27 protein-coding genes are annotated in these 26,860 nt (G+C 62.5%); 8 read left to right on the forward strand and 19 right to left on the reverse strand.

From position 1 onward, the window contains the following. Positions 1 to 44 precede the first annotated feature (44 nt). The gene (locus CD58_RS12415) at positions 45 to 1,070 is read right to left on the reverse strand and encodes a LacI family DNA-binding transcriptional regulator (RefSeq protein ID WP_025213317.1); all 1,026 of its coding nucleotides are present in this window, start codon (positions 1,068 to 1,070) and stop codon (positions 45 to 47) included. 337 nt (positions 1,071 to 1,407) lie between these two features. Next, the gene (locus CD58_RS12420; RefSeq protein ID WP_025213318.1) at positions 1,408 to 1,761 is read right to left on the reverse strand and encodes a hypothetical protein; all 354 of its coding nucleotides are present in this window, start codon (positions 1,759 to 1,761) and stop codon (positions 1,408 to 1,410) included. Positions 1,762 to 2,193: 432 nt separating this feature from the next. Here CD58_RS12420 and CD58_RS12425 point away from each other — a divergent pair, with 432 nt between their 5' ends. Then, a complete protein-coding gene (locus tag CD58_RS12425; protein WP_025213319.1) occupies positions 2,194 to 7,062 on the forward strand; it encodes an NAD-glutamate dehydrogenase in 4,869 nt (1,622 codons plus the stop codon). 186 nt (positions 7,063 to 7,248) lie between these two features. Here CD58_RS12425 and CD58_RS12430 read toward each other — a convergent pair whose 3' ends face one another. From CD58_RS12430 to CD58_RS12440, 3 genes are all read right to left on the reverse strand, one after another. After that, positions 7,249 to 7,653 (reverse strand): cupin domain-containing protein, encoded by a 405-nt coding sequence (locus tag CD58_RS12430; RefSeq protein WP_025213320.1) that lies wholly within the window; start codon positions 7,651 to 7,653, stop codon positions 7,249 to 7,251. 334 nt (positions 7,654 to 7,987) lie between these two features. Next, positions 7,988 to 8,281, reverse strand: a complete 294-nt coding sequence (locus tag CD58_RS12435) for an antibiotic biosynthesis monooxygenase family protein (RefSeq protein WP_025213321.1) — start codon at positions 8,279 to 8,281, stop codon at positions 7,988 to 7,990. 123 nt (positions 8,282 to 8,404) lie between these two features. Then, entirely contained in the window at positions 8,405 to 9,838 is a 1,434-nt protein-coding gene (locus CD58_RS12440; RefSeq protein ID WP_025213322.1) for a PLP-dependent aminotransferase family protein, read from the reverse strand. 204 nt (positions 9,839 to 10,042) lie between these two features. Here CD58_RS12440 and CD58_RS12445 point away from each other — a divergent pair, with 204 nt between their 5' ends. Further along, positions 10,043 to 10,483, forward strand: coding sequence for a carboxymuconolactone decarboxylase family protein (locus CD58_RS12445; RefSeq protein ID WP_025213323.1), 441 nt, complete (start codon positions 10,043 to 10,045; stop codon positions 10,481 to 10,483). A 221-nt stretch (positions 10,484 to 10,704) separates the two neighbouring features. Here the strand turns inward: CD58_RS12445 and CD58_RS12450 are convergent, their stop codons facing one another. The 12 genes from CD58_RS12450 to CD58_RS12505 all read right to left on the reverse strand — a co-directional run bounded on the left by CD58_RS12450 (position 10,705) and on the right by CD58_RS12505 (position 20,118). After that, a complete protein-coding gene (locus CD58_RS12450) occupies positions 10,705 to 12,201 on the reverse strand; it encodes a cytochrome D1 domain-containing protein (protein ID WP_025213324.1) in 1,497 nt (498 codons plus the stop codon). Continuing rightward, the gene (gene cobA, locus CD58_RS12455) at positions 12,198 to 13,037 is read right to left on the reverse strand and encodes a uroporphyrinogen-III C-methyltransferase (RefSeq protein WP_025213325.1); all 840 of its coding nucleotides are present in this window, start codon (positions 13,035 to 13,037) and stop codon (positions 12,198 to 12,200) included. Before cobA ends, CD58_RS12450 begins: the two co-directional genes overlap by 4 nt. A gap of 49 nt (positions 13,038 to 13,086) precedes the next feature. Further along, positions 13,087 to 14,283 carry a heme d1 biosynthesis radical SAM protein NirJ gene (gene nirJ / locus CD58_RS12460; RefSeq protein ID WP_025213326.1) on the reverse strand — a complete coding sequence of 399 codons (1,197 nt, stop codon included), beginning with the start codon at positions 14,281 to 14,283 and terminating at the stop codon, positions 13,087 to 13,089. Positions 14,284 to 14,311: 28 nt separating this feature from the next. Continuing rightward, the gene (locus tag CD58_RS12465; protein ID WP_025213327.1) at positions 14,312 to 14,848 is read right to left on the reverse strand and encodes an Lrp/AsnC family transcriptional regulator; all 537 of its coding nucleotides are present in this window, start codon (positions 14,846 to 14,848) and stop codon (positions 14,312 to 14,314) included. Then, positions 14,823 to 15,266 carry an Lrp/AsnC family transcriptional regulator gene (locus CD58_RS12470; protein WP_025213328.1) on the reverse strand — a complete coding sequence of 148 codons (444 nt, stop codon included), beginning with the start codon at positions 15,264 to 15,266 and terminating at the stop codon, positions 14,823 to 14,825. The genes CD58_RS12465 and CD58_RS12470 overlap by 26 nt, the downstream gene beginning before the upstream one ends. Beyond that, positions 15,259 to 15,771, reverse strand: coding sequence for an Lrp/AsnC family transcriptional regulator (locus tag CD58_RS12475; protein ID WP_025213329.1), 513 nt, complete (start codon positions 15,769 to 15,771; stop codon positions 15,259 to 15,261). Before CD58_RS12475 ends, CD58_RS12470 begins: the two co-directional genes overlap by 8 nt. Then, entirely contained in the window at positions 15,768 to 16,226 is a 459-nt protein-coding gene (locus CD58_RS12480; RefSeq protein WP_025213330.1) for an Lrp/AsnC family transcriptional regulator, read from the reverse strand. Before CD58_RS12480 ends, CD58_RS12475 begins: the two co-directional genes overlap by 4 nt. 2 nt (positions 16,227 to 16,228) lie before the next feature. Next, the gene (locus CD58_RS12485) at positions 16,229 to 17,407 is read right to left on the reverse strand and encodes a cytochrome D1 domain-containing protein (protein ID WP_025213331.1); all 1,179 of its coding nucleotides are present in this window, start codon (positions 17,405 to 17,407) and stop codon (positions 16,229 to 16,231) included. Beyond that, entirely contained in the window at positions 17,404 to 17,733 is a 330-nt protein-coding gene (locus CD58_RS12490; protein WP_025213332.1) for a c-type cytochrome, read from the reverse strand. The genes CD58_RS12485 and CD58_RS12490 overlap by 4 nt, the downstream gene beginning before the upstream one ends. Before the next feature lie 169 nt (positions 17,734 to 17,902). Beyond that, positions 17,903 to 18,214, reverse strand: coding sequence for a c-type cytochrome (locus CD58_RS12495; protein WP_025213333.1), 312 nt, complete (start codon positions 18,212 to 18,214; stop codon positions 17,903 to 17,905). Positions 18,215 to 18,238: 24 nt separating this feature from the next. Continuing rightward, a complete protein-coding gene (gene nirS, locus CD58_RS12500; RefSeq protein WP_235195300.1) occupies positions 18,239 to 19,807 on the reverse strand; it encodes a nitrite reductase in 1,569 nt (522 codons plus the stop codon). 122 nt (positions 19,808 to 19,929) lie between these two features. Beyond that, a complete protein-coding gene (locus tag CD58_RS12505) occupies positions 19,930 to 20,118 on the reverse strand; it encodes a hypothetical protein (protein WP_025213335.1) in 189 nt (62 codons plus the stop codon). Here CD58_RS12505 and CD58_RS12510 point away from each other — a divergent pair. From CD58_RS12510 to CD58_RS12535, 6 genes are all read left to right on the forward strand, one after another. Next, positions 20,117 to 20,920 carry a CbbQ/NirQ/NorQ/GpvN family protein gene (locus CD58_RS12510; RefSeq protein ID WP_025213336.1) on the forward strand — a complete coding sequence of 268 codons (804 nt, stop codon included), beginning with the start codon at positions 20,117 to 20,119 and terminating at the stop codon, positions 20,918 to 20,920. The genes CD58_RS12505 and CD58_RS12510 overlap by 2 nt on opposite strands. Beyond that, positions 20,904 to 21,488, forward strand: a complete 585-nt coding sequence (locus CD58_RS12515) for a cytochrome c oxidase subunit 3 family protein (protein WP_025213337.1) — start codon at positions 20,904 to 20,906, stop codon at positions 21,486 to 21,488. Before CD58_RS12510 ends, CD58_RS12515 begins: the two co-directional genes overlap by 17 nt. 12 nt (positions 21,489 to 21,500) lie before the next feature. After that, complete coding sequence (locus tag CD58_RS12520; protein WP_025213338.1) at positions 21,501 to 21,758, forward strand: cytochrome C oxidase subunit IV family protein; 258 nt, start codon at positions 21,501 to 21,503, stop codon at positions 21,756 to 21,758. Positions 21,759 to 22,055: 297 nt separating this feature from the next. Then, positions 22,056 to 22,496: a c-type cytochrome gene (locus CD58_RS12525; protein WP_025213339.1), complete on the forward strand. Its 441-nt coding sequence runs from the start codon at positions 22,056 to 22,058 to the stop codon at positions 22,494 to 22,496. Positions 22,497 to 22,499: 3 nt separating this feature from the next. After that, entirely contained in the window at positions 22,500 to 23,927 is a 1,428-nt protein-coding gene (locus CD58_RS12530; RefSeq protein ID WP_025213340.1) for a cbb3-type cytochrome c oxidase subunit I, read from the forward strand. 182 nt (positions 23,928 to 24,109) lie between these two features. After that, positions 24,110 to 25,948, forward strand: coding sequence for a nitric oxide reductase activation protein NorD (locus CD58_RS12535; protein ID WP_025213341.1), 1,839 nt, complete (start codon positions 24,110 to 24,112; stop codon positions 25,946 to 25,948). Positions 25,949 to 25,952: 4 nt separating this feature from the next. Here the strand turns inward: CD58_RS12535 and CD58_RS12540 are convergent, their stop codons facing one another. Both CD58_RS12540 and CD58_RS12545 read right to left on the reverse strand, forming a co-directional pair. Further along, positions 25,953 to 26,153 (reverse strand): hypothetical protein, encoded by a 201-nt coding sequence (locus CD58_RS12540; protein ID WP_025213342.1) that lies wholly within the window; start codon positions 26,151 to 26,153, stop codon positions 25,953 to 25,955. Beyond that, positions 26,150 to 26,833, reverse strand: a complete 684-nt coding sequence (locus CD58_RS12545) for a Crp/Fnr family transcriptional regulator (RefSeq protein WP_025213343.1) — start codon at positions 26,831 to 26,833, stop codon at positions 26,150 to 26,152. The genes CD58_RS12540 and CD58_RS12545 overlap by 4 nt, the downstream gene beginning before the upstream one ends. Positions 26,834 to 26,860 lie beyond the last annotated feature (27 nt).

Consider the following 26,860-nt stretch of genomic DNA (forward strand, 5'->3'; position numbering starts at 1 on the left):
GATCCAGTGTGGGAGCGAGCTTGCTCGCGATAGGGCCCTCACCATCACTGACCATTCCCAAGCGTCGACCCACGCTCAATCAACCGCGCCGCAAAATCCAGGGTCCGCACCGGCCCGTTGTCGCCACGCAGGCGCTTGAGCAAACACTCGAACGCACTGGCGCCAATCTCGGCCGTCGGTTGGGCCAGGGCAGTAATGCCGCTACCCACCAACGGGTACCAATCCAGATCGTCGAGGGCGATCAGGCCCACGTCGTCGAACAAGTGGCAGCCCAGGTCGCGCAATACTTGAGTGGCGGCCAACGCGGCGATGCCGTTGGCGCAGAACAACGCCTTGGGGCCATGACCCGGTTGGGCCAGGAAGGTCTTGATGCGTGCTGTCAACTGATCGCAGGTGTCCACCACGGCGCCGGTCAGGGCAGGGCGCCGCTCGATGCCGGCCTTGAAACTGTCGACTCGCTCGATCCGCGAGCTGGTGCCGTCGAAGGGCTCGGTCACCAGCAGCAGATCGCGGTACCCCCGTTGTTCCAGGTGGTCGAGCGCCATCGTGACGGCGGCCGGGTTATCCAATCCCACCAGGTCGCTTTCGAGCCGATCGACCTTGCGATCCACCAACACCAGGGGCATCTCACCGCGCAGTTCGAGCAGTTCCTCACGGTGATGACCGAGGGTGTTCACGATCAGCCCTTCGATGTTGTAGGCCCGCAACAACGCCAGGTGCTGGCGTTCCTGCTCATCATCGCGGTCGGTGTTGCACACCACCAGGCTGTAGCCATGGCGACGGCAGGCGGTTTCCACGCCATGCATCACGGCAATTGAATAAGGGTTGCGGATATCGGCCACCAGCATGCCGATCAAGCGTGTACGTCCGCGCTTGAGGCCACGGGCCATCTGGTTGGGGCGATAGCCCAGCTCGCTGATCGCCTGCTCGATGCGCCGGGCGATGGCCTCGGAGAGCAGGGCGCGGTCCTCGCCAATGAAACGCGAGACACTGGCCTTGGAGACACCGGCGCGTTCGGCGACATCAAGCATGGTCACACGGCTGCGCTGGGCGGCGGAGAAAGAATTCACGGATAGAAACCTGCTTATTGGAGTTATTTAGCGGCTCTGAAACCGGTTTCAGGAAACATCAAAATCCGGTCGGTCGTCAAGGGTGCCTTGATACGAGAGCGACCGACGGTGGTTCACCTCGTGGTAAGGAGTGTGCGATGGCGAGACCCTGGCGAACCCGTGTGGCGAGGGAGCTTGCTCCCGCTCGGCTGCGCAGCAGTCGTAATTCGTGCTGGCGCGGTTTGGCTGTCAGATCATGGTGTGTGGTTTTTGGGGCTGCTGCGCAGCCCAGCGGGAGCAAGCTCCCTCGCCACAAGAGCTGCCCGACTCCTATTCTGAATCCCTGGCGCGGCTGAACTCAGAGCTGACTTATATAAGTCCCGGTGCCCCGGAGAATGTTCTGCAAGGTCAACTCCACTTCCGCCAGGTCCGCCGCATCACTGTTGTGACTGATTTCCAGCACATCATCGCCATTGAGCGCATCGGCGTCCGCCGCAGCGATTTCGATCCTGAGCAAGGTCGGGCTCAGCGTCACCTTCACGCCATCCAGGGTCGAGGGTTCACCGTCGAGGGTGATTTCCAGTTCGTCTTCGTCGGGGTAGCGCGTCATCAGGAACATTTCGCCCAGGGCGCTGTGGCAGCAGAGCATGGCCATGTTGTCTTCTTCTTCATCACACGGGTTGGCGATCAGAAGGGCGGTGGTCATTTTCATGGTGATGGCTCCAGGATCGAGTGCACCTGCGGGGGTGCAAAAAGTGGATTCTGCCAGCCCGAAGGATTTTCTGCTGGTTTACCGCCTCGGGGTGCCGTTTGGCCCCCAGCCTGCTAGGGTTGTTCGATGCGCAGGGGCTGTTTAGCTAGCCGATGACCGAATATGTCGCAGCGTTGCAAGCAGGCACATTGTCGCACTCGGTAAGCTGCGCAACGGATGTGCACCTGCAAAGGCCACCCCAGGGGCGTTTTTTGCAGGTGTCCATGACGTGAAATTACATGGAAAAGGATGTGACCTGCGGGGCTCGTCCAGCTTCACCCACCTGTCATCCTGTTTCCTCTGCCCGAGAATCAGGAACGGGATGGCCAATAGCCCCGTAAGGGGTTGCACGCGACGCTTTCATCAATAACAAGCCCAAGCGGAGTACCACAGATGGCGTTCTTCACCGCAGCCAGCAAAGCCGACTTCCAGCATCAACTGCAGGCGGCACTGGCGCAGCACATCAGTGAACAGGCACTGCCACAAGTGGCGCTGTTCGCTGAACAATTCTTCGGCATCATTTCCCTCGATGAACTTACCCAGCGCCGGTTGTCCGACCTCGCCGGCTGCACCTTGTCTGCCTGGCGCCTGCTTGAGCGCTTCGATCACGCGCAACCGCAGGTGCGTGTCTACAACCCCGATTATGAACGCCACGGCTGGCAGTCGACCCACACGGCCGTGGAAGTGTTGCACCACGACCTGCCGTTCCTGGTGGATTCGGTCCGCACCGAACTGAACCGTCGCGGCTACAGCATCCATACCCTGCAAACCACCGTGCTGAGCGTGCGTCGCGGCAGCAAGGGCGAGTTGCTGGAAGTCCTGCCAAAAGGCACCCAGGGCGACGACATCCTGCAAGAGTCGTTGATGTACCTGGAAATCGACCGCTGCGCCAACGCCGCCGAACTCAACGTCCTGAGCAAGGAACTTGAGCAAGTGCTGGGCGAAGTGCGCGTGGCCGTGGCTGATTTCGAACCGATGAAAGCCAAGGTCCAGGAAATCCTGGTTGGCCTGGACGAAAGCGCCTACGCCATCGATACCGACGAAAAAAATGAAATCAAGAGCTTCCTGGAATGGCTGGTGGGCAACCACTTCACCTTCCTCGGCTACGAAGAGTTCGTGGTGCGTGATGAAGCCGATGGCGGCCACATCGAGTACAACCCCGATTCGTTCCTCGGCCTGACCAAACTGCTGCGCGCCGGACTCACCGCCGATGACCTGCGCATCGAAGACTACGCCGTCAACTACCTGCGCGAACCGACCCCACTGTCGTTCGCCAAAGCCGCGCATCCGAGCCGCGTACACCGTCCAGCCTACCCGGACTACGTGTCGATCCGCGTGATCGACGCTGACGGCAAGGTCATCAAGGAATGCCGCTTCATGGGCCTGTACACCTCCTCGGTGTATGGCGAGAGCGTGCGGGTCATCCCGTACATCCGCCGCAAGGTCGAGGAAGTCGAGCGTCGCTCGGGCTTCCAGGCCAAGGCGCACTTGGGCAAGGAACTGGCCCAGGTGGTCGAAGTGCTGCCCCGTGACGACCTGTTCCAGACCCCGGTGGACGAGCTGTTCAGCACCGTGATGTCCATCGTGCAGATCCAGGAACGCAACAAGATCCGCGTGTTCCTGCGCAAAGACCCGTACGGCCGTTTCTGCTACTGCCTGGCCTATGTGCCTCGCGATATCTATTCCACCGAAGTGCGCCAGAAGATCCAGCAAGTGCTGATGGATCGCCTGAAGGCGTCGGACTGCGAATTCTGGACGTTCTTCTCCGAATCCGTGCTGGCCCGTGTACAGCTGATCCTGCGGGTTGACCCGAAGAACCGTCTCGACATCGATCCGGTGCTGCTGGAAAAAGAAGTGGTGCAGGCCTGCCGCAGCTGGAAGGACGACTACGCCAACCTGGTGATCGAAAGCTTCGGCGAAGCCCAGGGCACCAACGTCTTGTCTGATTTCCCGAAAGGCTTCCCGGCCGGCTACCGTGAGCGTTTTGCCGCGCACTCGGCCGTGGTCGACATGCAGCACTTGCTGAGCCTGAGTGAAAAAAATCCGCTGGTCATGAGCTTCTACCAGCCACTGGGCCAGGTCTCCGGCCAGCGCGAGCTGCACTGCAAGCTGTATCACGCCGACACGCCGCTGGCGCTGTCCGACGTGTTGCCGATCCTGGAAAACCTCGGCCTGCGCGTGCTGGGCGAGTTCCCGTACCGCTTGCGCCACACCAATGGCCGCGAGTTCTGGATTCATGATTTCGCGTTCACCGCCGCCGAAGGCCTGGACCTGGATATCCAGCAGCTCAACGACACCCTGCAGGACGCTTTCGTCCACATCGTGCGTGGCGATGCCGAGAACGATGCGTTCAACCGCCTGGTGCTGACCGCCGGCCTGCCATGGCGCGACGTGGCGCTGCTGCGTGCCTACGCCCGTTACCTGAAGCAGATCCGCCTGGGCTTCGACCTGGGGTACATCGCCAGCACCCTGAACAACCACACCGACATCGCTCGCGAGTTGACCCGGTTGTTCAAGACTCGCTTCTACCTGGCGCGCAAGCTCAGCGGCGACGACCTGGAAGACAAGCAGCTGCGCCTGGAGCAGGCGATCCTTACGGCCCTGGACGACGTCCAGGTGCTCAACGAAGACCGCATCCTGCGTCGCTACCTGGACCTGATCAAGGCCACCCTGCGGACCAACTTCTACCAGACCGACGCTCACGGCCAGAACAAGTCCTACTTCAGCTTCAAGTTCAACCCGCACCTGATCCCGGAACTGCCAAAGCCCGTACCGAAGTTCGAAATCTTCGTGTACTCGCCGCGGGTCGAAGGCGTGCACCTGCGCTTCGGCAACGTTGCTCGCGGCGGCTTGCGCTGGTCCGACCGTGAAGAAGACTACCGCACCGAAGTGCTCGGCCTGGTCAAGGCCCAGCAAGTGAAGAACTCGGTGATCGTGCCGGTGGGCGCCAAGGGCGGCTTCCTGCCGCGTCGCCTGCCGTTGGGCGGCAGCCGTGACGAGATCGCGGCCGAGGGCATCGCCTGCTACCGCATCTTCATCTCGGGCCTGTTGGACATCACCGACAACCTCAAGGACGGCGCCCTGGTGCCACCGGCCAACGTCGTGCGTCATGACGACGATGACCCGTACCTGGTGGTGGCGGCGGACAAAGGCACGGCGACCTTCTCCGACATCGCCAACGGCATCGCCATCGACTACGGCTTCTGGCTCGGCGATGCGTTCGCCTCCGGCGGTTCGGCGGGTTACGACCACAAGAAAATGGGCATCACCGCCAAGGGCGCGTGGGTTGGCGTTCAGCGCCACTTCCGCGAACGCGGCATCAATGTCCAGGAAGACAGCATCACCGTGGTGGGTGTCGGCGACATGGCCGGCGATGTGTTCGGCAACGGTTTGCTGATGTCGGACAAACTGCAACTGGTCGCGGCATTCAACCACCTGCACATCTTCATCGACCCGAACCCGGAGCCTGCCAGCAGCTTCGCCGAGCGTCAGCGTCTGTTCGACCTGCCGCGTTCGGCCTGGACCGACTACGACACCAGCATCATGTCCGAAGGCGGCGGTATCTTCTCGCGCAGCGCGAAGAGCATTGCCATCTCGCCACAGATGAAAGAACGCTTCGACATCAAGGCCGACAAACTGACCCCGACCGAACTGCTCAACGCCTTGCTCAAGGCGCCGGTGGACCTGTTGTGGAACGGCGGTATCGGCACCTACGTCAAGGCCAGCAGCGAAAGCCACGCCGATGTCGGCGACAAGGCCAACGATGCACTGCGCGTGAACGGCAACGAACTGCGCTGCAAGGTGGTGGGCGAGGGCGGTAACCTGGGCATGACCCAACTGGGTCGCGTCGAGTTCGGCCTCAATGGCGGCGGCTCCAACACCGACTTCATCGACAACGCCGGCGGTGTGGACTGCTCCGACCACGAAGTGAACATCAAGATCCTGCTCAACGAAGTGGTGCAGGCCGGCGACATGACCGACAAGCAACGCAACCAGTTGCTGGCGAGCATGACCGACGAAGTCGGTGGCCTGGTGTTGGGCAACAACTACAAGCAAACCCAGGCCCTGTCCCTGGCGGCCCGTCGCGCCTTTGTGCGGATCGCCGAATACAAGCGCCTGATGAACGACCTGGAAGCTCGCGGCAAGCTGGATCGCGCCATCGAGTTCCTGCCAGCCGAAGAGCAGCTGGCTGAGCGTGTCGCGGCGGGCCATGGCCTGACCCGTGCCGAATTGTCGGTACTGATCTCCTACAGCAAGATCGACCTCAAGGAAGCGCTGCTCAACTCCCTGGTACCGGATGACGACTACCTGACCCGTGACATGGAGACTGCGTTCCCGCCGACACTGGTGAGCAAGTTCTCCGAGGCTATGCGTCGTCATCGCCTCAAGCGCGAGATCGTCAGCACCCAGATCGCCAACGACCTGGTCAACCACATGGGCATCACCTTCGTTCAGCGGCTCAAGGAGTCGACGGGCATGAGCCCGGCGAATGTTGCGGGTGCGTATGTAATTGTTCGGGATATCTTCCATCTCCCGCACTGGTTCCGGCAGATCGAAGCCCTGGACCACCAGGTGTCGGCCGACGTGCAACTGGAGCTGATGGACGAACTGATGCGCCTGGGTCGTCGCGCGACGCGCTGGTTCCTGCGTAGCCGCCGCAACGAGCAGAACGCTGCCCGTGACGTGGCGCACTTCGGTCCGCACCTGGCGGCGTTGGGCCTCAAGCTCGACGAGTTGCTGGAAGGTCCGACCCGCGAAGGCTGGCAGACCCGCTACCAGGCCTACGTGGCGGCCGGCGTGCCGGAGCTGTTGGCGCGCATGGTTGCAGGCACTACCCACCTGTACACCTTGCTGCCGATCATCGAGGCGTCCGACGTCACCGGCCAGAACGCCGCCGATGTGGCCAAGGCCTACTTCGCCGTGGGCAGCGCCCTGGACATCACCTGGTACCTGCAACAGATCAGCGCCTTGCCGGTGGAAAACAACTGGCAGGCACTGGCCCGCGAAGCGTTCCGCGATGACATCGACTGGCAGCAACGAGCGATCACCATCTCGGTCCTGCAGGAAGGCGATGGCTCCCAGGACGTGGAAACCCGCCTGGCGCTGTGGCTGGAGCAGCATGCCAGCATGGTTGACCGTTGGCGTGCGATGCTGGTGGACATCCGTGCCGCCAGCGGCACCGATTACGCCATGTACGCGGTCGCCAACCGCGAACTGCTGGACCTGGCGTTGAGTGGTCAGGCGGTCGTGACGGCCAACTGATCCGGCGTTGAGTGAAAAAAAAGCCCCGCATTGAGAGATGCGGGGCTTTTTTTGCTTTCAAGATTCACTGTGGACCTTTGTGGGAGCGGGCTTGCTCGCGAATGCGTCGGGTCAGCTTGCACAAGTGTTGGATGTGCCGCCGTCTTCGCGAGCAAGCCCGCTCCCACAGGGTACTGCGCTGGTCCGTTAGTTCTTCAGCGGGATCAACACCGCCTCCTTCTCACCCATCACCATGAACACCAGCAGTTTCGCCGGCTCTGTCGTGCTGGCGTTTTTCGAGACCAGGTGCTCGGACCCCGCCGCTTCGTACCAGAATTCCCCGGCCTTGTAGGTGTTCGCCGGCTCGCCCTTGACCTGGGAGGTGATGGCCCCTTCGAGTACGTAGGCCATGGCCGTGCCTTCATGTTTGTGGGCGATGGACGACTGGCCGGGGGCATAGTTGACGGTGAGCATCATGGCCTTTTTACCGGGCAGGTTTTTCAGCATTTTTTCCTGCAACACCGTGACCTTTTCCGAAGGCGCGGTTTCGTGGGCGTAGGTTTGGGCGACGGGCAGCAGGCCGAGGGCGGCGATCAGACAGAGGGTTTTCATGGTGTTATGACCTGTGTGGTTTTGAGTGGATTCGCGCTGTCGCGGCGATGGATTCACCCTAAGCCCCCAGGTGGGGTAAGCAAACGTCCAATCTTTCGGAAGGTGGGTAGACCAATGGGTGGGTACGAATTTACAGCGGGCTGGCCAGTGCAATTAGCTGGCCTGCACCTTTGTGGCGAGGGGATTTATCCCCGCTGGGCTGCGAAGCAGCCCTAAAATATGCCACACAGATGTGTCAGGCTAACTGCATCCAGCTTTTTGGGTCTGCTTCGCAGCCCAGCGGGGATAAATCCCCTCACCACAATCTGGTCGGGCAGGAATAAAGCGGCGCCTTTCAGACAATCGGAAAACTATTGAAGTCCACGCTCCTGGCCAGGCGGCTGTCGATCAGGCCGATGAAGCTCTGCACTTCAGGACAGTTGAAGTGGGCCTGCATTGCCGCTTCCGATTGCCAGCGGGCGCTGACGTTCCAGCGGTCGCCATCGTCCGGGCAACGGTCGACCATGTAGGCGTCGCAGCCCGGCATGGCGCGCAGGGTCTCGACGATTTGTTGCAATTGCCGGCCCAGTTCTTCCGAGCGACCGGCGGCGGCCTGCACCTCTACGGTATTGATCACTTGGCGAGACATTGCTCTGGCTCCTGGAATCAAGTCGAATGGGTTTTGCTCGACGTCAACGACACCCATGCAGGATAGGCCCGTCGGGGCGTGGTTCAAACAGCCAATGGGCGGATAAATGCCCAGGCCAATCGGTCAGGCGACCTGCTGCAAAATGTCCCGCAGGCGGTCGAGGGCGATGTCGATGTCCAGGGTTTCGATGGACCCGAAACCGAAGAACAGACCCGCTCGCACCGACGCCTCGTTGAAAAAACCTTCAAGGCTGTACAGCCCGACTTCGGCCTTTTTCGCCAGATCGATCACCAGCGCCAGGTCGATGGGTACCTTGCACAGTACCGCCATGTGGAAGCCGGCGGTGGTGGGCACGGCTTCGAACCAGGGTGACAGGTCCCCGGCCATGCGGGCCAGGATTCGCTCGCGCCGCCCGGCATACAGGGTGTGGCAGCGACGGATGTGCTTGAGCAGGCAGCCCTCGGCGATGAACTTGGCCAGCGCCCACTGGGGCAGGGTGGAGGTGTGCTGGTCGGTGAGGCGTTTGGCCAGGATCACCGCTTCGAGGATCGCCGGCGGCAGGATGGCGTAGCCGAGCCGCAGCTCTGGCAACAGGGTCTTGGAGAAGGTGCCGACGTACGCCACGATCCCCCGTTCGTCCATGCTCTGCAGCGAATCGGCAGGGCGACCTTCGTAGCGGAACTCGCTGTCGTAATCGTCCTCGATGATGATCGCCCCTAGCTCATAGGCCCGCGCCAGCAAGGCCTCGCGGCGGGCCTGGCTCATGGGCATGCCCAGGGGGAACTGGTGGGAAGGCGTCACATAAATCAGGCGCGTGCCATCGGGAATCAGGTCCACGCGCATGCCTTGCTCGTCCACCGGCACGCCGGCCACCGTGGCGCCCTGGGAGCCGAACAGCAGCCGCGCCGGCGGATACCCCGGATCTTCCATCGCCACCAGGCTGCCGGGCCGGGTCAATACCCGCGAGATCAGGTCCAGGGCCTGCTGCGCGCCGTTGCACACCACCACGTCTTCATCCTGGCAATTGACCCCGCGGGAAAACGCGATGTGCCGGGCAATGGCATTGCGCAGCGACGGCAAGCCTTCGGGTTGACTGTAGAAGCCCTTGGCGCTGGCGATCTGGCGCAGGGCATGGGCGGTGCAGCGCCGCCAGTCGTCCAGGGGAAACTGGCCCTTGCCGGTGGCGCCGCCGATGAAGTCATAACGCAACGCGCCCTCGAGGGTGGGATGGCGCATCAGGTCCGGCATGGTGCGCCAGGCCTCGACGACGTCGGCACCGGCCAGTTCGCGGTGGCTTTGTTTGCGCACGATCCTGGCTGGCCGCGCGTTGACGTAGGTGCCTTTGCCGATGATGCCGGTGAGGAAGTTTTCGTAGGTCAGTTGGGCGTAGGTGTCGGAAACGGTCTTGCGCGAAACCCCCAGTTGTTCGGCGAGCAAGCGGCTGGGCGGCAGTTGCGTACCGGCGGCCAGGCGCCCGCTTTCGATGGCGCTGCGCAATTGTTGATACAGCTGGCCCGCCAGGTCCTTGCGGCCGTTGATGACAACATGAAGTTCCATACCCGCAGGCTCCTGGCGATTGTTTGGCGACCAGCGTCAAAGGCGCAAGATTACCCGCATTGTGCCGCTGCATAGAAGTTGCGTGGAGAAAATCCCGTCCATTGGCCTTGCGCGAGTTGGCCCCGGTTTTTTTCGACGAATTGGACCTGTCGCTCACTGCCCCCCAGGCCTACCTTGGAGGTATCGATCGCCACGGAGCGTGCCATGAGCCAGCGTCTGGATTACTACAGTGCGTCCCCCGGGGCGATGAAAGCGATGATCGGCCTGGAAGCGCTGACGAGCCGCCTGAGCATCGAACCGGCGCTGCTGCACCTGATCAAGATCCGCGCTTCGCAACTCAACGGCTGTGCGTTCTGTACCGATATGCATTCGGTGGACGCACGGCGCCTGGGCGAGACCGAACGGCGTCTGTACGCAGTGGCGGTGTGGCGCGACAGCGGCTTTTTCACCCCCCGTGAACGCGCCGCCCTGGCCTGGACCGAGGCGGTGACGCTGTTGGCGCAAACCCAGGTGCCGGATGAGGTCTATGCCCAGGCCCGTGCGGTGTTCAGCGAGGAAGAACTGGTGGACCTGACCCTGGCGATCAGCACCATCAACAGCTGGAACCGGCTGGCGGTGAGTTTTCGCCAGAGTCCCAGCGGCTGATCGGCCAGTCATGCAGCGCCTGGCAGGCCGCTATCGCGAGCAAGCTCGCTCCCACAGTGTTTCGCGGGGCGCAAGACTTTGTATCCACCACAATTCCCTGTGGGAGCGAGCTTGCTCGCGATGGCGTCGAATCAGCAACATGGAGGTTGACTGACCCACTGCTATCGCGAGCAAGCTCGCTCCCACAGGTTTTTTGTCTGCCTGGCTGAACCACGCCCAACCTAATGAGAGGTACCTTCGGCAAATTCGATCTTGTTGCCGACGTTGTACTTGCCCGAAGGTTTGTTCATGGGCAGGCGCTTGATCTCCTTGAGGGTGTTGCTGTCGTAGACGATCAGTGCGCCGTCGGTGTCCCAGATGCTCAGCAGCAGGTAGCGACCATCGCGGGTGAATTCGACGTGGGCGGCGGTTTTGCCGGGCATGGGGCGTAGGGTGTGGGCGATTTCCAGGGTCTGTTTGTCGATCAGGTGAATGGCGTCATTGTCCGGGCCGAAGAACACATCGGTCCAGGCGTAGCGGGAATTGACGTGGCTGCGCAGAAAGAAACCCGGCCCCAGGGTGGGAATCTGCTTGATGACTTTCCAGGTGCTGAAGTCGATGACCGAAATCAGGCCTTTGCTGATATTGGGTGTGGCGAATACCCAGTGCCCATCGCGTTTCCAATACGTCCCTGAGCCCAGGTGCGGCATGCCTGGCAGGGCAATGTCCGTGACCACCCGGCCATTGTCGAGGTCGATCACTTGGCCGCCCTGGGCCTTGCGCGAGGTGGCGAGCAATTGCCGGTAATCGGGCGAGAAGGAAAAGTCGTCCAGGTAATCCTGGACTTCGATGCGCCTGGGCACGAAGTCCGGGTTCGGACCGGTGGACAGTTCCCAAACTTCTTTCGTGTCCTTCAGCGCGACGATGAAGCTGTTGCGCGGTGGGGCGGTGTAGACCGCGCTGACCCGCGAAGCCTGACCGTCAGCGCCCACCGTGGCGAGGGTCTTGACCAGTGACAGGTCCCGGGCGTCGAGCACTGCCAGGTTGCCGGGCAGGTAATTGCCCACCAACACCCAGCGGCCGTCCTTGCTCACCGCCAGGTTGCGGGTGTTGAGCCCGGCCCGCACCTCAGCGATCAACTTGAGATTGTGCAGGTCATACAGGCTGATCCAGCCGTCCCTGGACGCCAGGTAGACGAAGCGCCCGTCCGGCGAGAACTTCGGTCCGCCATGCACCGCGAAGTGTGAGGCGAAACGGGCGATCACCTCGAAGCGATCGCCGTCGACGATGTCGATGTGATGATCGCCAGCCTCCACCACCACGAACAGGTTCAGCGGGTCGGCCGTGTGCTGGGGTCTGGTGGGCAATTTGGCAACATCCGCCAGCACGCGATGGCTCTGGCGAATGTCGTCTTCATTCCAGGTCGGTTCGACGGCGGGTGGGCGCTGGAGGTACAGCGCCAGGCCGTCGATTTGTGCCGGCTCCAGTATCGCGCCGAACGCTGCCATCTGACTGGCTGGCCGGCCATTCTCGATCACCTGGCGGACCTCGGCGGGTTTGATCCGGCTCAGGCTCTGGAGTAACAGCGCAGGCCCGGCGCCGCCGATGCGATTCACACCGTGACATTGTTGGCAATGCTGCTGGTAGTCGCGCTCGGCCAGGGCCATGTCCGGCTCTGTCGCGACGGCCCCTTGGGCGGCGCCTAGCCACAGCAACGGGGCGAGCCACCAGCGACTCACGACGCCACCTTCGAGGCGAAAGGGTGGGCGCGGACGGGGTGCAGGCGCGCCGGATGCTCCAGCGGCTGACGGGCGAACAAGCCGACCACCTTGCCGATCACCGTCAAGGTCGGCAGGCCTTCGAAGCATTTCGTTGCCATGTCTGGTAATTGCTGCAGGGTGCCGCGAAGCACCTGCTGGTCGGGGTGCGTGCCGTTGCTGATCAATGCCGCCGGGGTATCGGCGGCCAGGCCGGCCGCCATCAGCCGCGCGGCGATGGTGCCCAGGTTGGACAGTCCCATGTAGAACACCAGGGTCTGGCTGTCGTCCGCCAGGCTTTGCCAGGGCAAGTTCAAGTCGCCCTCGCGTTGCAGGTGGCCAGTGATGAAACGGCAGGAGTTGACCAGGTCGCGATGGGTCAACGGAATGCCCGCGTAGGCACTGCAACCGGCCGCCGCGGTGATGCCGGGCACTACCTGGCAATCGATACCGCGGGCCAGCAAGTATTCCAGCTCTTCGGCGCCACGCCCGAAAATGAACGGGTCGCCGCCCTTGAGCCGGACCACCCGTTGCCCCTGGTCGGCAAGGTCGGCCAGCAATTCGTTGATCTGCGCCTGGGGCAGGCTGTGACAGCCGGCGGCCTTGCCCACGTAATGCCGGGCGCACGTCAACGGGATCAGGCTCAACAGCTGCGAGCTGATCAAGCGGTCGTAGACCACCGCGTCGGCCTGCGTCAACAAACTCCAGGCGCGCAACGTCAGCAGGCCGGGGTCACCGGGACCGGCGCCGACCAAGGCGACTTCTCCCGGTCTGAGGGTCGATTGCAGGGCAGCAGGCAAAACGAGAGGGGCTTGCATGGGATTTCCTTGGTTCGGAATCAGGTTCGGCATCAGGTTCGCCATTGGGTTATCGGGCGCAGGGCAATGCGTCGCTGGGCATCGCAACGCTGGGGATCGCGTGCACACCGATTTCTTCATCGTTGAGGTGGCAGCCCGGGTCCTGGCCCCACAGGTCGCCGTCGGCCCAGGCGCGGGTACGGGTATTGCCGTTGCAGATCGCCAGCCAGCGGCATTGGCCGCAGCGACCGCCCACGGCCCGTGGATGCTCGCGCAGCTTCAGCAGCAGGGCGTCGGGGCGCTCCAGCCAGAGGGTTTTGAACGGTGTCTGGCGGACATTGCCCACCGAGTGCTGCCACCAGTAAGTGTCGGGGTGGACCTCGCCAGTGTTGTCGATGTTGGCAATGCCGCTGCCTGAAGCATTGCCGCCCCAGGCCCGCAGCATCTGCTCCAGTGCGTCGTAGTGTTGAGGCAAGCGCCGGGCGACCCATTGCAGCAGCAGGATTGCATCGGCGTCGTTGTTGCCGCTGACGAAATCAGTGTCGCGGCCCTGTTCGATGTCGCGCCAGGCGCGTTCGAAGATCAAGGTCATGGCCTCGCGGCTCATCTGCTGCTGGGCGTCGAGCTTGCGGCTGCGCTTGCCCCGGCCGCTGTAGTTGAGGTGCGACAGGTAGAATTTCTGCACGTCGTATTCGGTCATCAAGTCCAGCAGTCGTGGCAACTGGGCATGGTTCTGCTGGGTCAGGGTGGTGCGCAAGCCGACGCGGATCCCTCGCTCACGGCAAAGCCGGATAGCCGCCATGGAGCTGGCGAAACTGCCCTTGAGTTGGCGGAACTCGTCGTGGGTCGCTTCCAGGCCATCGATGCTGATGCCCACGTAATCGAAGTGCGCCGCGTCGATCTGCTGGATATTGCTCGCATCGATCAGCGTGCCGTTGGTGGACAGGGCGAGGAAAAAACCTTTGTCGCGGGCGTAGGCGCTGAGTCGAAACAGGTCTTCGCGCAGCAAGGGCTCGCCACCGGAGAGGATCAATACGCGTACCCCGGCGGCATGCAGGTCGTCGATGACCTGGAGCGCCGCGGCGGTGTCCAGCTCATCGCGAAACACACTGTCGGCCGATGTGGCGTAGCAGTGCTTGCAGGTCAGGTTGCAGCGCCTGAGCAGGTTCCAGATCACCACGGGTGGCCGTGTGCTGCCCGGTGGCGCGGTCCGCGGAGCGGGGCATTGCCCGGCCAGGGCGCGCAGGTAATGGCTGATCCTCAACATAAAACGCTCCTTCGGTCGACGGGCGGGTTCAGCGCAAGGATGGCGACAGGCGCAGGCCGGTTTTTTTCAGGATGCGGCTGCTTACCAGCATGTCGTCGGCGGTACAGGCGTCCCCCAGCAGGTAGCGCAGGTGTTCGCGGTAGCTGTCGATTTCTTCGCGGCTGCGGCCATGGACCATGGCGAACAGGTTGTAGCGCCAGTGGGGCCGGCGCGGGCGTCGGTAGCAATGGCTGACAAAAGGCTGCGCGCCGAGCAAGGCGCCGAGGCGCGAGATATCGGTGTCGGCCACGTCCCAGACGGTCATGCCGTTGTGGCGATAGCCCAGGCGATAGTGGTTGGGCACGGCCGCGATGCGGCGGATCGCGCCTTCGGCCTGCAAGCGCTTGAGCAGGTCGAGGGTCGACTCCACGCTCAGCCCCAGTTGCTCGCCGAGCCAGGCCCAGGGATCTTCGAGCAAGGGCAGGCCGGCCTGGGTCAGTTCCACCAGCCGCAGCGCCAGGGGCGTTTCATCCAGCGCGGGTGGCGCTTGCAGCAGCGGTTCAGACGGGGAAATACAGGCCGACATGGTAAGTCTCCTCTTTGGGCAGGTTCAGCGGCACCAGGCCGGTCAGGTGCTCGATACGCAGCAGGGTGTCGTTGATCGCCTGTTCGCTAGGGCAAGCGAGCACGAACCACATGTTCCAGGCGTGCTCGCGGCGGTAGTTGTGGGCCACTTCGGGCATGGCCGCGAGCAGCTCGGCAATGGTCTCGAAACGCGGCTCCGGCACCGCCAGCGCCGCCAGGGTGAACGCGCCGCCGAGGCGATCGATGTCGAACATCGGGCCGAAGCGGGTGAGCACGCCATCGTTGAGCAGCTCGTGCAGCCGGTCGAGCAGTTCAGTGCTGCTGCTGTGCAGTTCATGGGCCAGTACTTGCCAAGGGTGACGCACCAGTGGCAGGCCCAGTTGCAGGCGATTGATCAGGCGGCGGTCGAGGTCATCCATCGATACGCGCTCCGGCCGGTGGTGCGAAGCGTCCGCCGCACTGCTTGAACAGATGGGTACTGAACAGCAACTGGTGGGGCAGGTCGCTCAGCAAATGCTGGTCAAGCAGCGCCTGGACCTGGGCTTCCACGCGGTCACGCTGGCGCCCGTGGATCATGCAGAACAGGTTGTATTGCCACTGGGGCAGGCGTCGAGGCCGCTGGTAGCACAGGCTGATGCCCGAGGCTTGCCCGAGGCGGCGCCCGACTTCATCGACCAATGCATCCGGCACATCCAGCACCAGCATGGCGTTGGCGGCAAAACCCAATGCACGATGGTTGACCACCAGGCCGACGCGGCGGAACAGGCCCTGTTCATGCCAATGTTGCATCTGCTCGAGGACCTGTTGCTCGCTGGCGTCAATCTGCTTGGCCAGGGCCTGGAAGGGGCGTGAGGTCAGGGGCAGGCCGGTTTCAAGGTGACGGCGCAGGGCCAGTGACTGTTGCTCGCTCAAGGTGTTTTTCATGGGGTGGCCTCCAGGGCAAAGCCCAGGTCGATGCGGTAGGCGGTCAGCATGGGCAGGTCCAGCGGGGTGAGGCCGGTGTCGTTTTCCAGTTCCTGGAGAATGTTTTCCAGGTGGGCGCGGTTGGGGCCGGTCAGCACGAACCATAGGTTGTAGCGATGTTCCCGGGCGTAGTTGTGATTGACCTCCGGGTATTGGCTGACGCGCGCCGCCACTTGCTGCAAACGGTCCTCGGGCACGGCCAGGGCGGCGAGGGTACTGGCGCCGGCCCGGCTGTGTTCGAACACTGGACCGACCCTCGACAAGGTGCCGGCCACTTGCAGGTGTTGCAGGCATTCGAGTACCTGGACTTCGCTACAGCCCAGGGCGTCGGCCATGGCCCGATAGGGTTCGGCGCACAACGGCATGCCATGCTGGAATTGATCGATCAAGCGACGGGACAGTGAGTGGGTGGTCATGGTCAGTACCCCGGTTTGTGCGCACGGCTGCTGAAGAAAATGCCGCTGGGACTCAGGGCCGGCAGCGTGCTCAGGCGTTCGAGGGTGTAGGGGTTCCAGACCTGGACTTCGCCACCGTCCCGGGCGGACAGCCACAGTTGGTCACCCCGTGCGGTGAATTCCATGTGCAGCACCGCAGGGCCGGGGCGCAGGTCCGCGACGATGGCGTGGGTCTGGGTGTCGATGATCTGGACGCGGTCGTTGTCCGGGTAGGCGAAGTTGACCCACAGTTGTCGGCCGTCCGGGCGCGCCGTGACGAACACTGGCTGGCCGGCCACGGCGATGGCATCGGTCAACTGCCAGGTGCGGGCGTTCATCACCAATACCTGATGGTGACCGACGGCGGGCACGAAGGCCTGCTGGTCGGCCAGGGCCCAGCCTTCCAGATGGGGCATCTTGTACACCGGGAGCCTGGCCTGGCCGCGCCCGTAATGCGCCAATACCCGCTTCACGCCGTGCTCCGGGTGCCAAAGGTCGAGTTGCGCCATGCCGTCTTCACCGAACAACCCGGCCATGTAATAGCGCCCGTCGGGGGTGATCAGGGCGTCATAGGGTTGCTGGCCGATGGCAGTGAAACGGTCGATGCGTGGCGTGTTGTCCTGGCTGAAGTCGGCGGTCCAGATCTCGCCCGTGTCGAACAGGCTGAACACGAAGCGTTGCCCCGGCGCATCCACCAGACCCACGACCCGTGAGCGTTTCTGGCCGTCAGGCAACGGCGTGGCAGGGATATCGGCGACCTGTTCCAGGGTCAGGGCATCGAACACCTTGACGCCGCCGGGCTCGTAGTTGGAGACGGCGATCAGCTTGCCGTCCTGGCTGATCGCACCGCCGATGCTGTTACCGCCCTGGATGATGCGCCGGTCGATGCGCGCAGTGAGCAAATCAACCTTGCTCAAGCCACCATCGCGGCCGAATACATAGGCATAGCGCTGGTCGCGGGAGAACACCACCGAGGCATGGGATAGATCCCCCAGGCCTTCGACGCGGGCGAGAGCGGTGCGGGTATCGCTTTCGATGATTTGCAGGCTACCGGTGGCGCGCTCCACCACCACACCCAAGTCGCCAGTACCGCGCAACGGTGCCTGGGCGCAAGCCGACAGCAGCACGGCGACGGCCGTGAAGGACAGGAGAGAACGGATCATGAGGCGGGTTTTCCTTGAAGGAGCCGGTCCACCAGCCAGCGAATGTCGTCGGGGTCGAGCAGCGGTGCCCAACCGGGCATGGCACTGCCGGGTCGCCCCAGGGTGACGGTGGCGATGAGGCTGTCGCGGGACTTTCCGGCCAGGGCTTCGTGGGTCAGGGGAGGGCCGAGGCCACCGGTCATGTACAGGCCGTGGCAGGCGCCACAGTCCTGCTCCAGCAGGTGTTGCAGTTGGGCCTGGCGCTGGTGGTCGGGAGCGGCCAGCGCACAGGAAGAAAAGACGAAGAGGAGAGCCGTCATCGAGATTGCAGCGCTGTGTCGTTCCATGACGCCTCCTGAATTAAAGTCGTGCGCGGTCCTGTGGCGAGGGAGCTTGCTCCCGCTGGGCTGCGAAGCAGCCCTAATAGCAACCTGGCGACTCGGTGTGTCAGGCCAACCCAGGGGGCTGCTGCGCAGCCCAGCGGGAGCAAGCTCCCTCGCCACGGGATTTGTGTGGTTACTTAAGGGTCAAGACCCACGCCGCGAGGATCTTGGCTTCTTCTTCAGTCACGGGGTTGGCCGGCATCGGCATCGGTCCCCAGTTGCCTTGCGTGCCTTCCTTGATGTGCTTGGCCAACAGTTCTTGTGCTCCGGCGACGCCGGCATTTTTCGCCGCGACTTCCTTGAGCGCCGGGCCAACCACCTTGGTGTCGATGGAATGGCAGGCGGCGCAGGGCTTGCTCTTGAACAGCGTCGGGCCGTCTTGTGCCAACGCCGGTTGCAGGCTCGCCGCAGCGGCCAGGGTCAAGGCAAAGAGAATAGGCTTCATGGTTTTTCCTCTTATTGATGGGGCTCAATAGATGTCGTGTTGGGTGTTGTAGACGTTGAACTTCCCGGTAGGGGTGATCAGGCGTTTGTCCTTGATCACGTTCTTGAGCTTGAGGGTCTTGTCGTCGATCACCACCAGCGCCGACTCGTCTTCCTGGCCACTCCAGACCGAGAACCAGACTTCATCGCCGGCCTTGTTGTATTCCGGTTGCACCACGCGCATCGTGCCTTTCTTGATACCGGCGTACTCGGCAATCGGCAGCACGGTGTAGCCAGCGTCGAGCTTGTTGATGTCGAACACCGCCACCGACTGGCTGAGTTTGGTGTCGGGGCTGAGGGTGGTGTCGACATACAGGTGGCTGGACGCCGGGTGTGTCTTGATGAACAGCGAACCGCCGCCCTGGCCCTGGAGCGAACCGACCTGCTTCCAGGCGTATTGCGGGTGGTTGACCGGGTCGGTGCCGATCAGCGAAACCCCGGCATCGCCCAGGTGGCTGGTGGCCCAGACCGGTCCGTAGAGCGGATGGTTGAAGTTGGCGCCGCGCCCCGGATGGGGGATCTTGCCCACGTCCACGAGGGCGGTGAGCTTGCGTTCCTTGGAGTCGATCACCGCGACTTTGTTGGAATTGTTGGCGGCCGTCATGAAGTAGCGGTGGCTGCTGTCCCAACCGCCGTCATGCAGGAACGGTGCGGCGTCGATGCTGGTAATGGTGAGGTTCTTGATGTCTTGGTAGTTGACCAGCATCACCTTGCCGGTTTCCTTGACGTTGACGATGAACTCCGGCCATTCGTGGGAAGCGATGATGGCCGCGACCCGAGGTTCCGGGTGGTATTGCTGGGTGTCGACGGTCATGCCACGGGTCGAGACGATCTGCTTGGGCTCCAGGGTCTCGCCGTCCATGATGGTGAACTGCGGCGGCCAATAGGAACCGGCGATGGTGTACTTGTCTTCGTAGCCCTTGAACTTGGAGGTTTCCACGGAGCGGGCTTCGATGCCTACCTTGATTTCCGCGACCTTGGTCGGCTCCTTCGGCCACAGGTCGATCATGTCGATCTTGGCATCGCGGCCGATCACCAGCAGGTAGCGTCCCGATGCCGAGATGCGCGAGATGTGCACGGCGTAACCGGTGTCGATCAGCTTGACGATTTTTTTGCTGTCGCCGTCGATCAAGGCGATCTTGCCATCGTCGCGCAGAGTGACTGAAAACAGATTCGGCAGGTTGAGCGAACTGATCTGCTTGGTCGGCCGGTCTTCGGGCTTGACCAGCACTTTCCAGGTCTTGAGGGTTTCAGCCATGCCCCATTCCGGCGGCGTCGGCGGGGTGTGTTGGATGAACTTGGCCATCACCGTGATCTGGTCTTTGGTCAGGGTGTTGGAGGTGCCCCAGTTCGGCATGCCGGCGGCGGAGCCGTAGGTGATCAGGGCCTCCAGGTAAGGCTGGCCGCGAGCCTGGGTGATGTCGGGTGTCAGCGGCTTACCGGTGGCGCCCTTGCGCAGCACACCATGGCAGCCGGCGCAGCGCTGGAAGTAGATTTCCTTGGCCGAGTCGAAGTCGGCCTGGCTCAGGTCCGGTGCGCCCTCGGTTTTAACCATACGGGAGTGTTCTGACTCATGGGATTTGTCGGCTAAAGCGTAGGGTGCTGCCAACGCTGTACACAGCGCCGCGACCCTCAGGGCCCACGATTTTTTGTGGCTGATCAGCATTCCATTTCTCCTCAGGCGTGATCCGCGCTGCGCTGCAATTGACGTTCGGCGCGCAGGTTCTTGGTGCGGTGCAAGGCTATGCCCAGGCCGGTGGTTAGCCGCTTGACGGCGATCAAGTTTGCCCGCCGCAGCCCTTGCCAGGTTGTCGCAGGGGGCCGTAGCGTTGCCTGCAATCGCGCTCTCTGATCAGGCCCTGTCATGAACACTCTCCATACCCTGCGGCACCCGGACGAACCCTTCTATCAACCCCAGGACAACGAACAGGCGCTGTTCGAACAGGCCTGGCATCACGGCATGCCGGTGCTGATCAAAGGTCCCACCGGCTGCGGCAAGACCCGTTTTGTCCAGCACATGGCCCACCGCTTGAAGCTGCCCCTGTACACCGTGGCGTGCCACGATGATTTGAGCGCGGCCGACCTGGTCGGGCGCCACCTGATCGGTGCCCAGGGCACCTGGTGGCAGGACGGGCCATTGACCCGGGCAGTGCGCGAGGGCGGCATCTGTTACCTGGATGAGGTGGTCGAGGCGCGCCAGGACACGGCGGTGGTGTTGCACCCACTGGCCGACGATCGTCGGCAGTTGTACCTGGAGCGTACGGGTGAAGTGCTCCAGGCACCGCCGTCGTTCATGCTGGTGGTGTCTTACAACCCGGGTTACCAGAACCTGCTCAAAGGCATGAAGCCCAGTACCCGCCAGCGTTTCGTGGCGATGCGTTTTGGTTATCCGGCGGTAGTCGATGAAGAACGCATCGTGGCCCGCGAGGCTGGCGTGGATATGGCCCTGGCGGCGCAGGTGGTACGGCTGGGGCAGGCGCTGCGTCGCCTCGATCAGCATGATCTGGAGGAGGTGGCCTCCACGCGCCTGCTGATTTTCGCGGCGCGCATGATCGGTTCCGGTATGGACCCACGCCAGGCCTGCCTGGCCTGCCTGGCCGAGCCGTTGAGCGATGATCCCCAGACGGTGGCGGCCTTGATGGATGTGGTCGATGTTCACTTCGGCTGAAACCGCGACCCCGTCCCGGCGCTTGCCGGGAGACTTGGCGATGTGGTTTTTCATCCTTGCCGAGCTGACGGTGTTTGCACTGCTGCTCCTGGCCTTCGCTGTCGCCCAGGCGTTGCATCCGCACGTGTTCAACGAAGGCCGGCATTTGCTGGACCGTTCCACGGGCCTGGCGATGACCCTCAGCCTGCTGACCGCCGGATTGTTCGCCGCCCTGGCCCAGGAGCAGGTCAGGCAAGACCGACCGCGCCGAGGCGCGCTGTTCCTGTGCGTGGCGTTGTTGCTTGCTTCGGGTTATGTGGCGATCAAGCTCACGGAGTACGCCCACCTGTTGGCGAACGGCCTGGGGATGGAGCACGACACCTTCTTCACCTTGTACTGGATCCTCACGGCGTTTCATTTCCTGCACGTGTTGCTGGGCATGGTGATCCTAGGCTGGCTGGCCGAGGGCTGTCGGCGTCGTCGCTATGATTCGCAGCGGTGCAGCGGGCTGGAGTCCGGTGTGCTGTATTGGCATATGGTGGATCTGGTCTGGGTGCTGTTGTTTCCATTGGTCTACATCCTCGATTGAGATGAGGTGCGCATGTCGGTTTCCCGTGTCCTGATCGTCTGCTGGACGGCGTTGGCCATGCTCAGTACGGGCACCGTGGCGCTGGGCCAGGTCGCTGGCACCGGGCTGATCTCCGTTGCGATATTGATGGTGGCGGTTGCCAAGGCCTGGGTGATTGCCGATGGCTTCATGGAACTGCGCCATGCACCGCGCCTGTGGCGTCGGTTGATATTGAGCTGGGCGGTGCTGTTGGCGACGGTCATCGCAACGATACTGTTATCTGCACCTTGAACTTGCAAACACCCACCTGTGGCGAGGGGATTTATCCCCGTTGGGCCGCGAAGCGGCCCCAAGGCAGCTCACTCTATCTATCTGACACACCGAGGCGTCTGCCATAGGGACTGCTGCGCAGTCCAGCGGGGATAAATCCCCTCGCCACAAAATAGATCCCTTGCCACAGAAACTCATCTGACTTTCGAGCAGTCTTGGAACAACCCACCAAAACCATCGGAGATTCTTGATCGCCATCAAGCGGTTTTCGAGCACTCGCTTCCTAGAATGAACACGCCAAGCAATGAGGAAGTGACCATGTCAGATACCTTCACCAAAGGCATGGCCAGGAATATTTATTTCGGGGGAAGTATCTTCTTTTTCCTGATATTCCTGGCCCTGACCTACCACACGGAACAGACCTTTCCAGAACGTAGCCACCAGGCGCAACTGACCGAATCGGTGATTCGCGGCAAGGGCGTCTGGGAGCGCAACAACTGCATCGGCTGCCACACCCTGCTGGGCGAGGGCGCGTACTTTGCGCCGGAGCTGGGCAATGTGATCAACCGGCGCGGCGGCGACGAGGCCTTCAAGCCGTTCCTGCAAGCGTGGATGAAAATGCAGCCGCTGAACGTTCCGGGTCGCCGGGCCATGCCGCAGTTCAACCTGAGCGAGCAGGAAGTCGACGACATCGCCGAGTTCCTCAAATGGAGTTCGAAAATCAACACCAATGGCTGGCCGCCAAACAAGGAGGGCTGAGAGATGAGCATGGCTAATCCGCATCTGAAATTCGCCTCGCAGGCCGTCGCCAAACCCTACTTCGTGTTTGCCCTGATGCTGTTCCTGGGGCAGGTGTTGTTCGGTTTGATCATGGGCTTGCAATACGTGGTCGGCGACTTCCTGTTCCCGCTGATTCCCTTCAACGTGGCCCGCATGGTCCACACCAACCTGCTGATCGTGTGGCTGTTGTTCGGCTTCATGGGCGCGGCGTATTACCTGATCCCGGAGGAGGCTGATCGAGAGCTGCACAGCCCGAAACTGGCGCTCGTGCTGTTCTGGGTGTTCGCCGCCGCGGGTGTGGCGACGATCCTGGGCTACCTCTCAGTGCCCTATGCCACGCTGGCGAAGGTCACCGGCAACGACTTGCTGCCCACTATGGGCCGTGAGTTCCTGGAGCAACCGACCATCACCAAGATGGGCATCGTGGTGGTGTGTCTGGGGTTTCTCTACAACATCGGCATGACGATGCTCAAGGGTCGCAAGACCACGGTCAGCATGGTGATGATGACCGGGCTGATTGGCCTGGCGGTGTTCTTCCTGTTCTCTTTCTACAACCCGGAAAACCTCGCTCGCGATAAGTACTACTGGTGGTGGGTTGTGCATCTTTGGGTGGAAGGCGTCTGGGAATTGATCATGGGCTCGATGCTGGCCTTTGTCCTGATCAAGGTCACCGGCGTGGACCGGGAAGTCGTAGAGAAGTGGCTTTACGTGATCATCGCCATGGCGCTGATTACCGGGATCATCGGCACCGGCCACCACTTCTTCTGGATCGGCGCGCCCGAGGTGTGGTTGTGGGTCGGTTCGATCTTCTCGGCGCTGGAACCGCTACCGTTCCTGGCGATGGTGATTTTCGCCTTCAGCATGGTCAAGAACCGTCGCCGGCAACACCCCAACCGCGCCGCCACATTGTGGGCCAAGGGCACCACGGTCACCGCGTTCTTCGGTGCGGGTGTCTGGGGTTTCCTGCACACCTTGGCACCGGTCAACTTCTACACCCACGGTTCGCAACTGACGGCGGCCCACGGTCACCTGGCCTTCTACGGGGCCTACGCAATGATCGTGATGACGCTGATCAGCTACGCCATGCCACGTTTGCGTGGATTGGGTGAAGCGGCGGACGAGCGTTCCCAGCGTCTGGAAATCTGGGGCTTCTGGCTGATGACCCTGTCGATGGTGATGATCACCTTGTTCCTCACGGCGGCGGGCGTTGTCCAGGTGTGGTTGCAACGTTGGGCAGTGGATGGCAGTGCCTTGCCTTTCATGGCGACAATGGATCACTTGAAGCCGCTGTTCTGGGCGCGTCTGGTCGCTGGCGTCGGGTTCCTGGGCGGGTTGCTCTGCTACCTGTTCAGCTTCCGTCAACGTGGCCGTGCAGCCCTGCGGGCACCGGCGGCGGTGGTGCCTTCGTGAGTGATCACAACCACTAAACCGGACCCATTTGTGGCGAGGGGATTTATCCCCGCTGGGGCGCGAAGCGGCCCCCTACATCCTGTCTGATACACCGCAGTAGCAGACATTTTGGGGGCTGCTTCGCAGCCCAGCGGGGATAAATCCCCTCGCCACAATGGGTTCGGCTTAAGAGGAGAATAACCATGGCATTCACCCTTGAGCTGGAAGAGTGGGTCGGCAGTGTCTGGCACCGATTCATCACCCGGCGCGCCAGTGTGGATTTTCCCGAAGCACGGGTGGAACTGATTGCGCGGCAACGCTCCCTTCAGGTGCTGTTTCACGCCACGGGCGGTTCTCGCCAGTTGGGTGTGGAGGCGGTCAGCGACCGTGATCTGTTGCTACGTCGCAACCTGTTGCAGCAGATCGCCGGCACCTGCAAGCAAGTACCCCTGGCCTGCTGCGATGGCAATAACCTGCGTTTGCCGGCGAGCCTGGCGGCGTTCCCCGATGTCGGCCTGAACGAAGAGCTGTATCGCTGGCTCGCGTTGCTGGCCGCGCAGTCGGGGCCGATGAAGCATTGGGGACGGGACAATCAGCGCTGGACCCACGCGGTGTTGAAGCGCTACCCGGCGCTGCGTCCTCGCTATCGGCGATTGGTGGAGGCGCATCTGTCGTTGCGCCCCGATCCGGCCTCGCTCAACCCGGCCGAAGCCGCCCTGGAGCGCGCGCTGTGCCGGGCCCTGCGCGAGCCAGGCAGCGTCGAGCATTTCCCACGCAGTGAACGGGCGGCCTGGCCGTTGCCGTTGTGGCTATACCCACCCCAGCATCTCGCCAATCCCCAGGCGGCCAACCTTGAAGAGTCCGAGCAATACCTGGCGACGCCGCCGGGTGAGCAACAGGGCGGTCGCAAACGCGCCGAGCGCATTGATGAAACCAGCCGTGACGGTGGGTTGTTGATCGTACGCCTGGAGAATCTGTTCAGCTGGACCGAACACGTGGACCTGGATCGCTGGGCGGACGACAGTGAAGATCCGGACGCCGCCCGCGTCGCAGAAGACCTGGACCAATTGACCCTGTCACGCACTCGCTTGCGCAAGGGCGGGGGCCTGAAACTGCACCTGGACCTGCCGCCGGCCGATGTGGATGACATTCCCCTGGGCGAGGGTATCCGGTTGCCCGAATGGGATTACCGCAAGCAACGGCTCCAGGAGGATTTCGTCAGCCTGCAGACTTTCACCCCTCGCGATTGCGAACCCCAGCCACTGCCGGCACGCCTGCGCAGCTCGGCCCAGCGCTTGCGCCGCCAGTTCGAACACCTGCGCAACGATCGACAGTGGCTGCGCCAGCAAACCCAGGGTTCGGAACTGGACCTGCAAGCCTGGCTGGATTTCCACGTCGAACGCCAGCACGGCCAGTGCAGCGAACGCGGTCTGTTCATGGAGCAACGCCAGACCCGCCGCGACCTGGCGTGCCTGCTGCTGGCTGATCTGTCGATGTCCACCGACGCCCACCTCAACGACGAGCATCGGGTGATCGACGTGATCCGCGACAGCCTGTTGCTGTTCGGTGAAACCCTCTCGGTGCTGGGGGACGATTTCGCCTTGTACGGGTTCTCATCCTTGCGGCGCCAGCAAGTGCGGATGCATGAGCTCAAGGCCTTCGACCAACGCTACGACGACCATACCCGGGGGCGAATCCAGGGCCTCAAGCCCGGTTACTACACGCGCATGGGCGCCGCGATCCGCCAGGCCACGCAACGGCTGGCGGGCTGCAAGCGGCGGCGCAAGTTGTTGTTGCTGTTGAGCGATGGCAAGCCCAATGACCTGGACCTTTACGAAGGGCGCTACGGCGTGGAAGACACCCGCCAAGCGGTGCTGGAGGCCCGGCGCCAAGGGTTGACACCGTTCTGCATCACCATCGATCGCGAAGCGGGGGATTACCTGCCATACATGTTCGGGGCCAACGGCTACACCTTGATTCGCCAGCCCGAGCAACTGCCACTGCGCCTACCGCAGTTGTATCGGCAATTGACTCAGGACTGAGGGTTCAGGCGATGCTGCGAGGCAGCCAGAAAAACATGACGATGCAGAAGATCGTCAGCCCGACACAGAACCAGCCGAAGCGCCGCAACCGACGCTCGTCGGCCTTTGCGGCCTCGGCTGGCAGGGGCATGCCGCACTGGCGGCATTCGGTTTCGTTTGCAGGGTTGGCGTGTTGGCAATACAGGCAGATGGGTTGTGCAGTCATTCGAACTGTTCCAGGCGCAGGCGATCGAGAATGGCGATCTGGCGACCATCCTGGGTGATGATTTTTTCATCGATCAAGCGCCGGATGATCCGCGAGAAGGTTTCCGGCTGGATGGACAGGTGCCCGGCGATCAATTGCTTGGCCATTGGCAGTTCGAACTGACTGTCCACGGTTTGCAGGCGCACCAGTTGCGTCAGCAGGTAACGCACCACGCGGTGGGTGGCGTTTTTCAGCGACAGGGTTTCAATCTCGTTGACCCGCTGGTGCAGGCGCACGCAGAGCTTGCCGAGCAGGGCAAAGGTCAGCTGGCTGTTGCTGTGCAACAGGCGCATGTAGGTGGCGTTGGACAGCCGGTACACCTGGCTCGGGCCGACGGCTTCGGCGGAGGCCACATAGTTGGGTGTGTCCATCAGCATCATGGCTTCAGCGAAGGTCTGGCGCTCGCCGATCACCTCGAAGACTTTTTCCTGGCCGTCCGGGGTCAGGCGGTAGATTTTTACCGCCCCGCAGATCACGAAGTAAAACGCCTGCGCCGGTTCCCCCTGGCGGAACAGCGGGTTGCCCTTGTCGATGTTCAGCAGTTGACTGGTACTCATCAATTCGTCGAGTTGTTCTTCGTTCAGTGGCTCGAACAGGTGATGGCTGCGCAGAATCTGGTGATGGACACGGTGGAGCACCATGGCATGAATCCTTGTGATGGCAAGACG

Source organism: Pseudomonas brassicacearum (genome assembly GCF_000585995.1).
Taxonomy (GTDB): Bacteria; Pseudomonadota; Gammaproteobacteria; order Pseudomonadales; family Pseudomonadaceae; genus Aquipseudomonas; species Aquipseudomonas brassicacearum_A.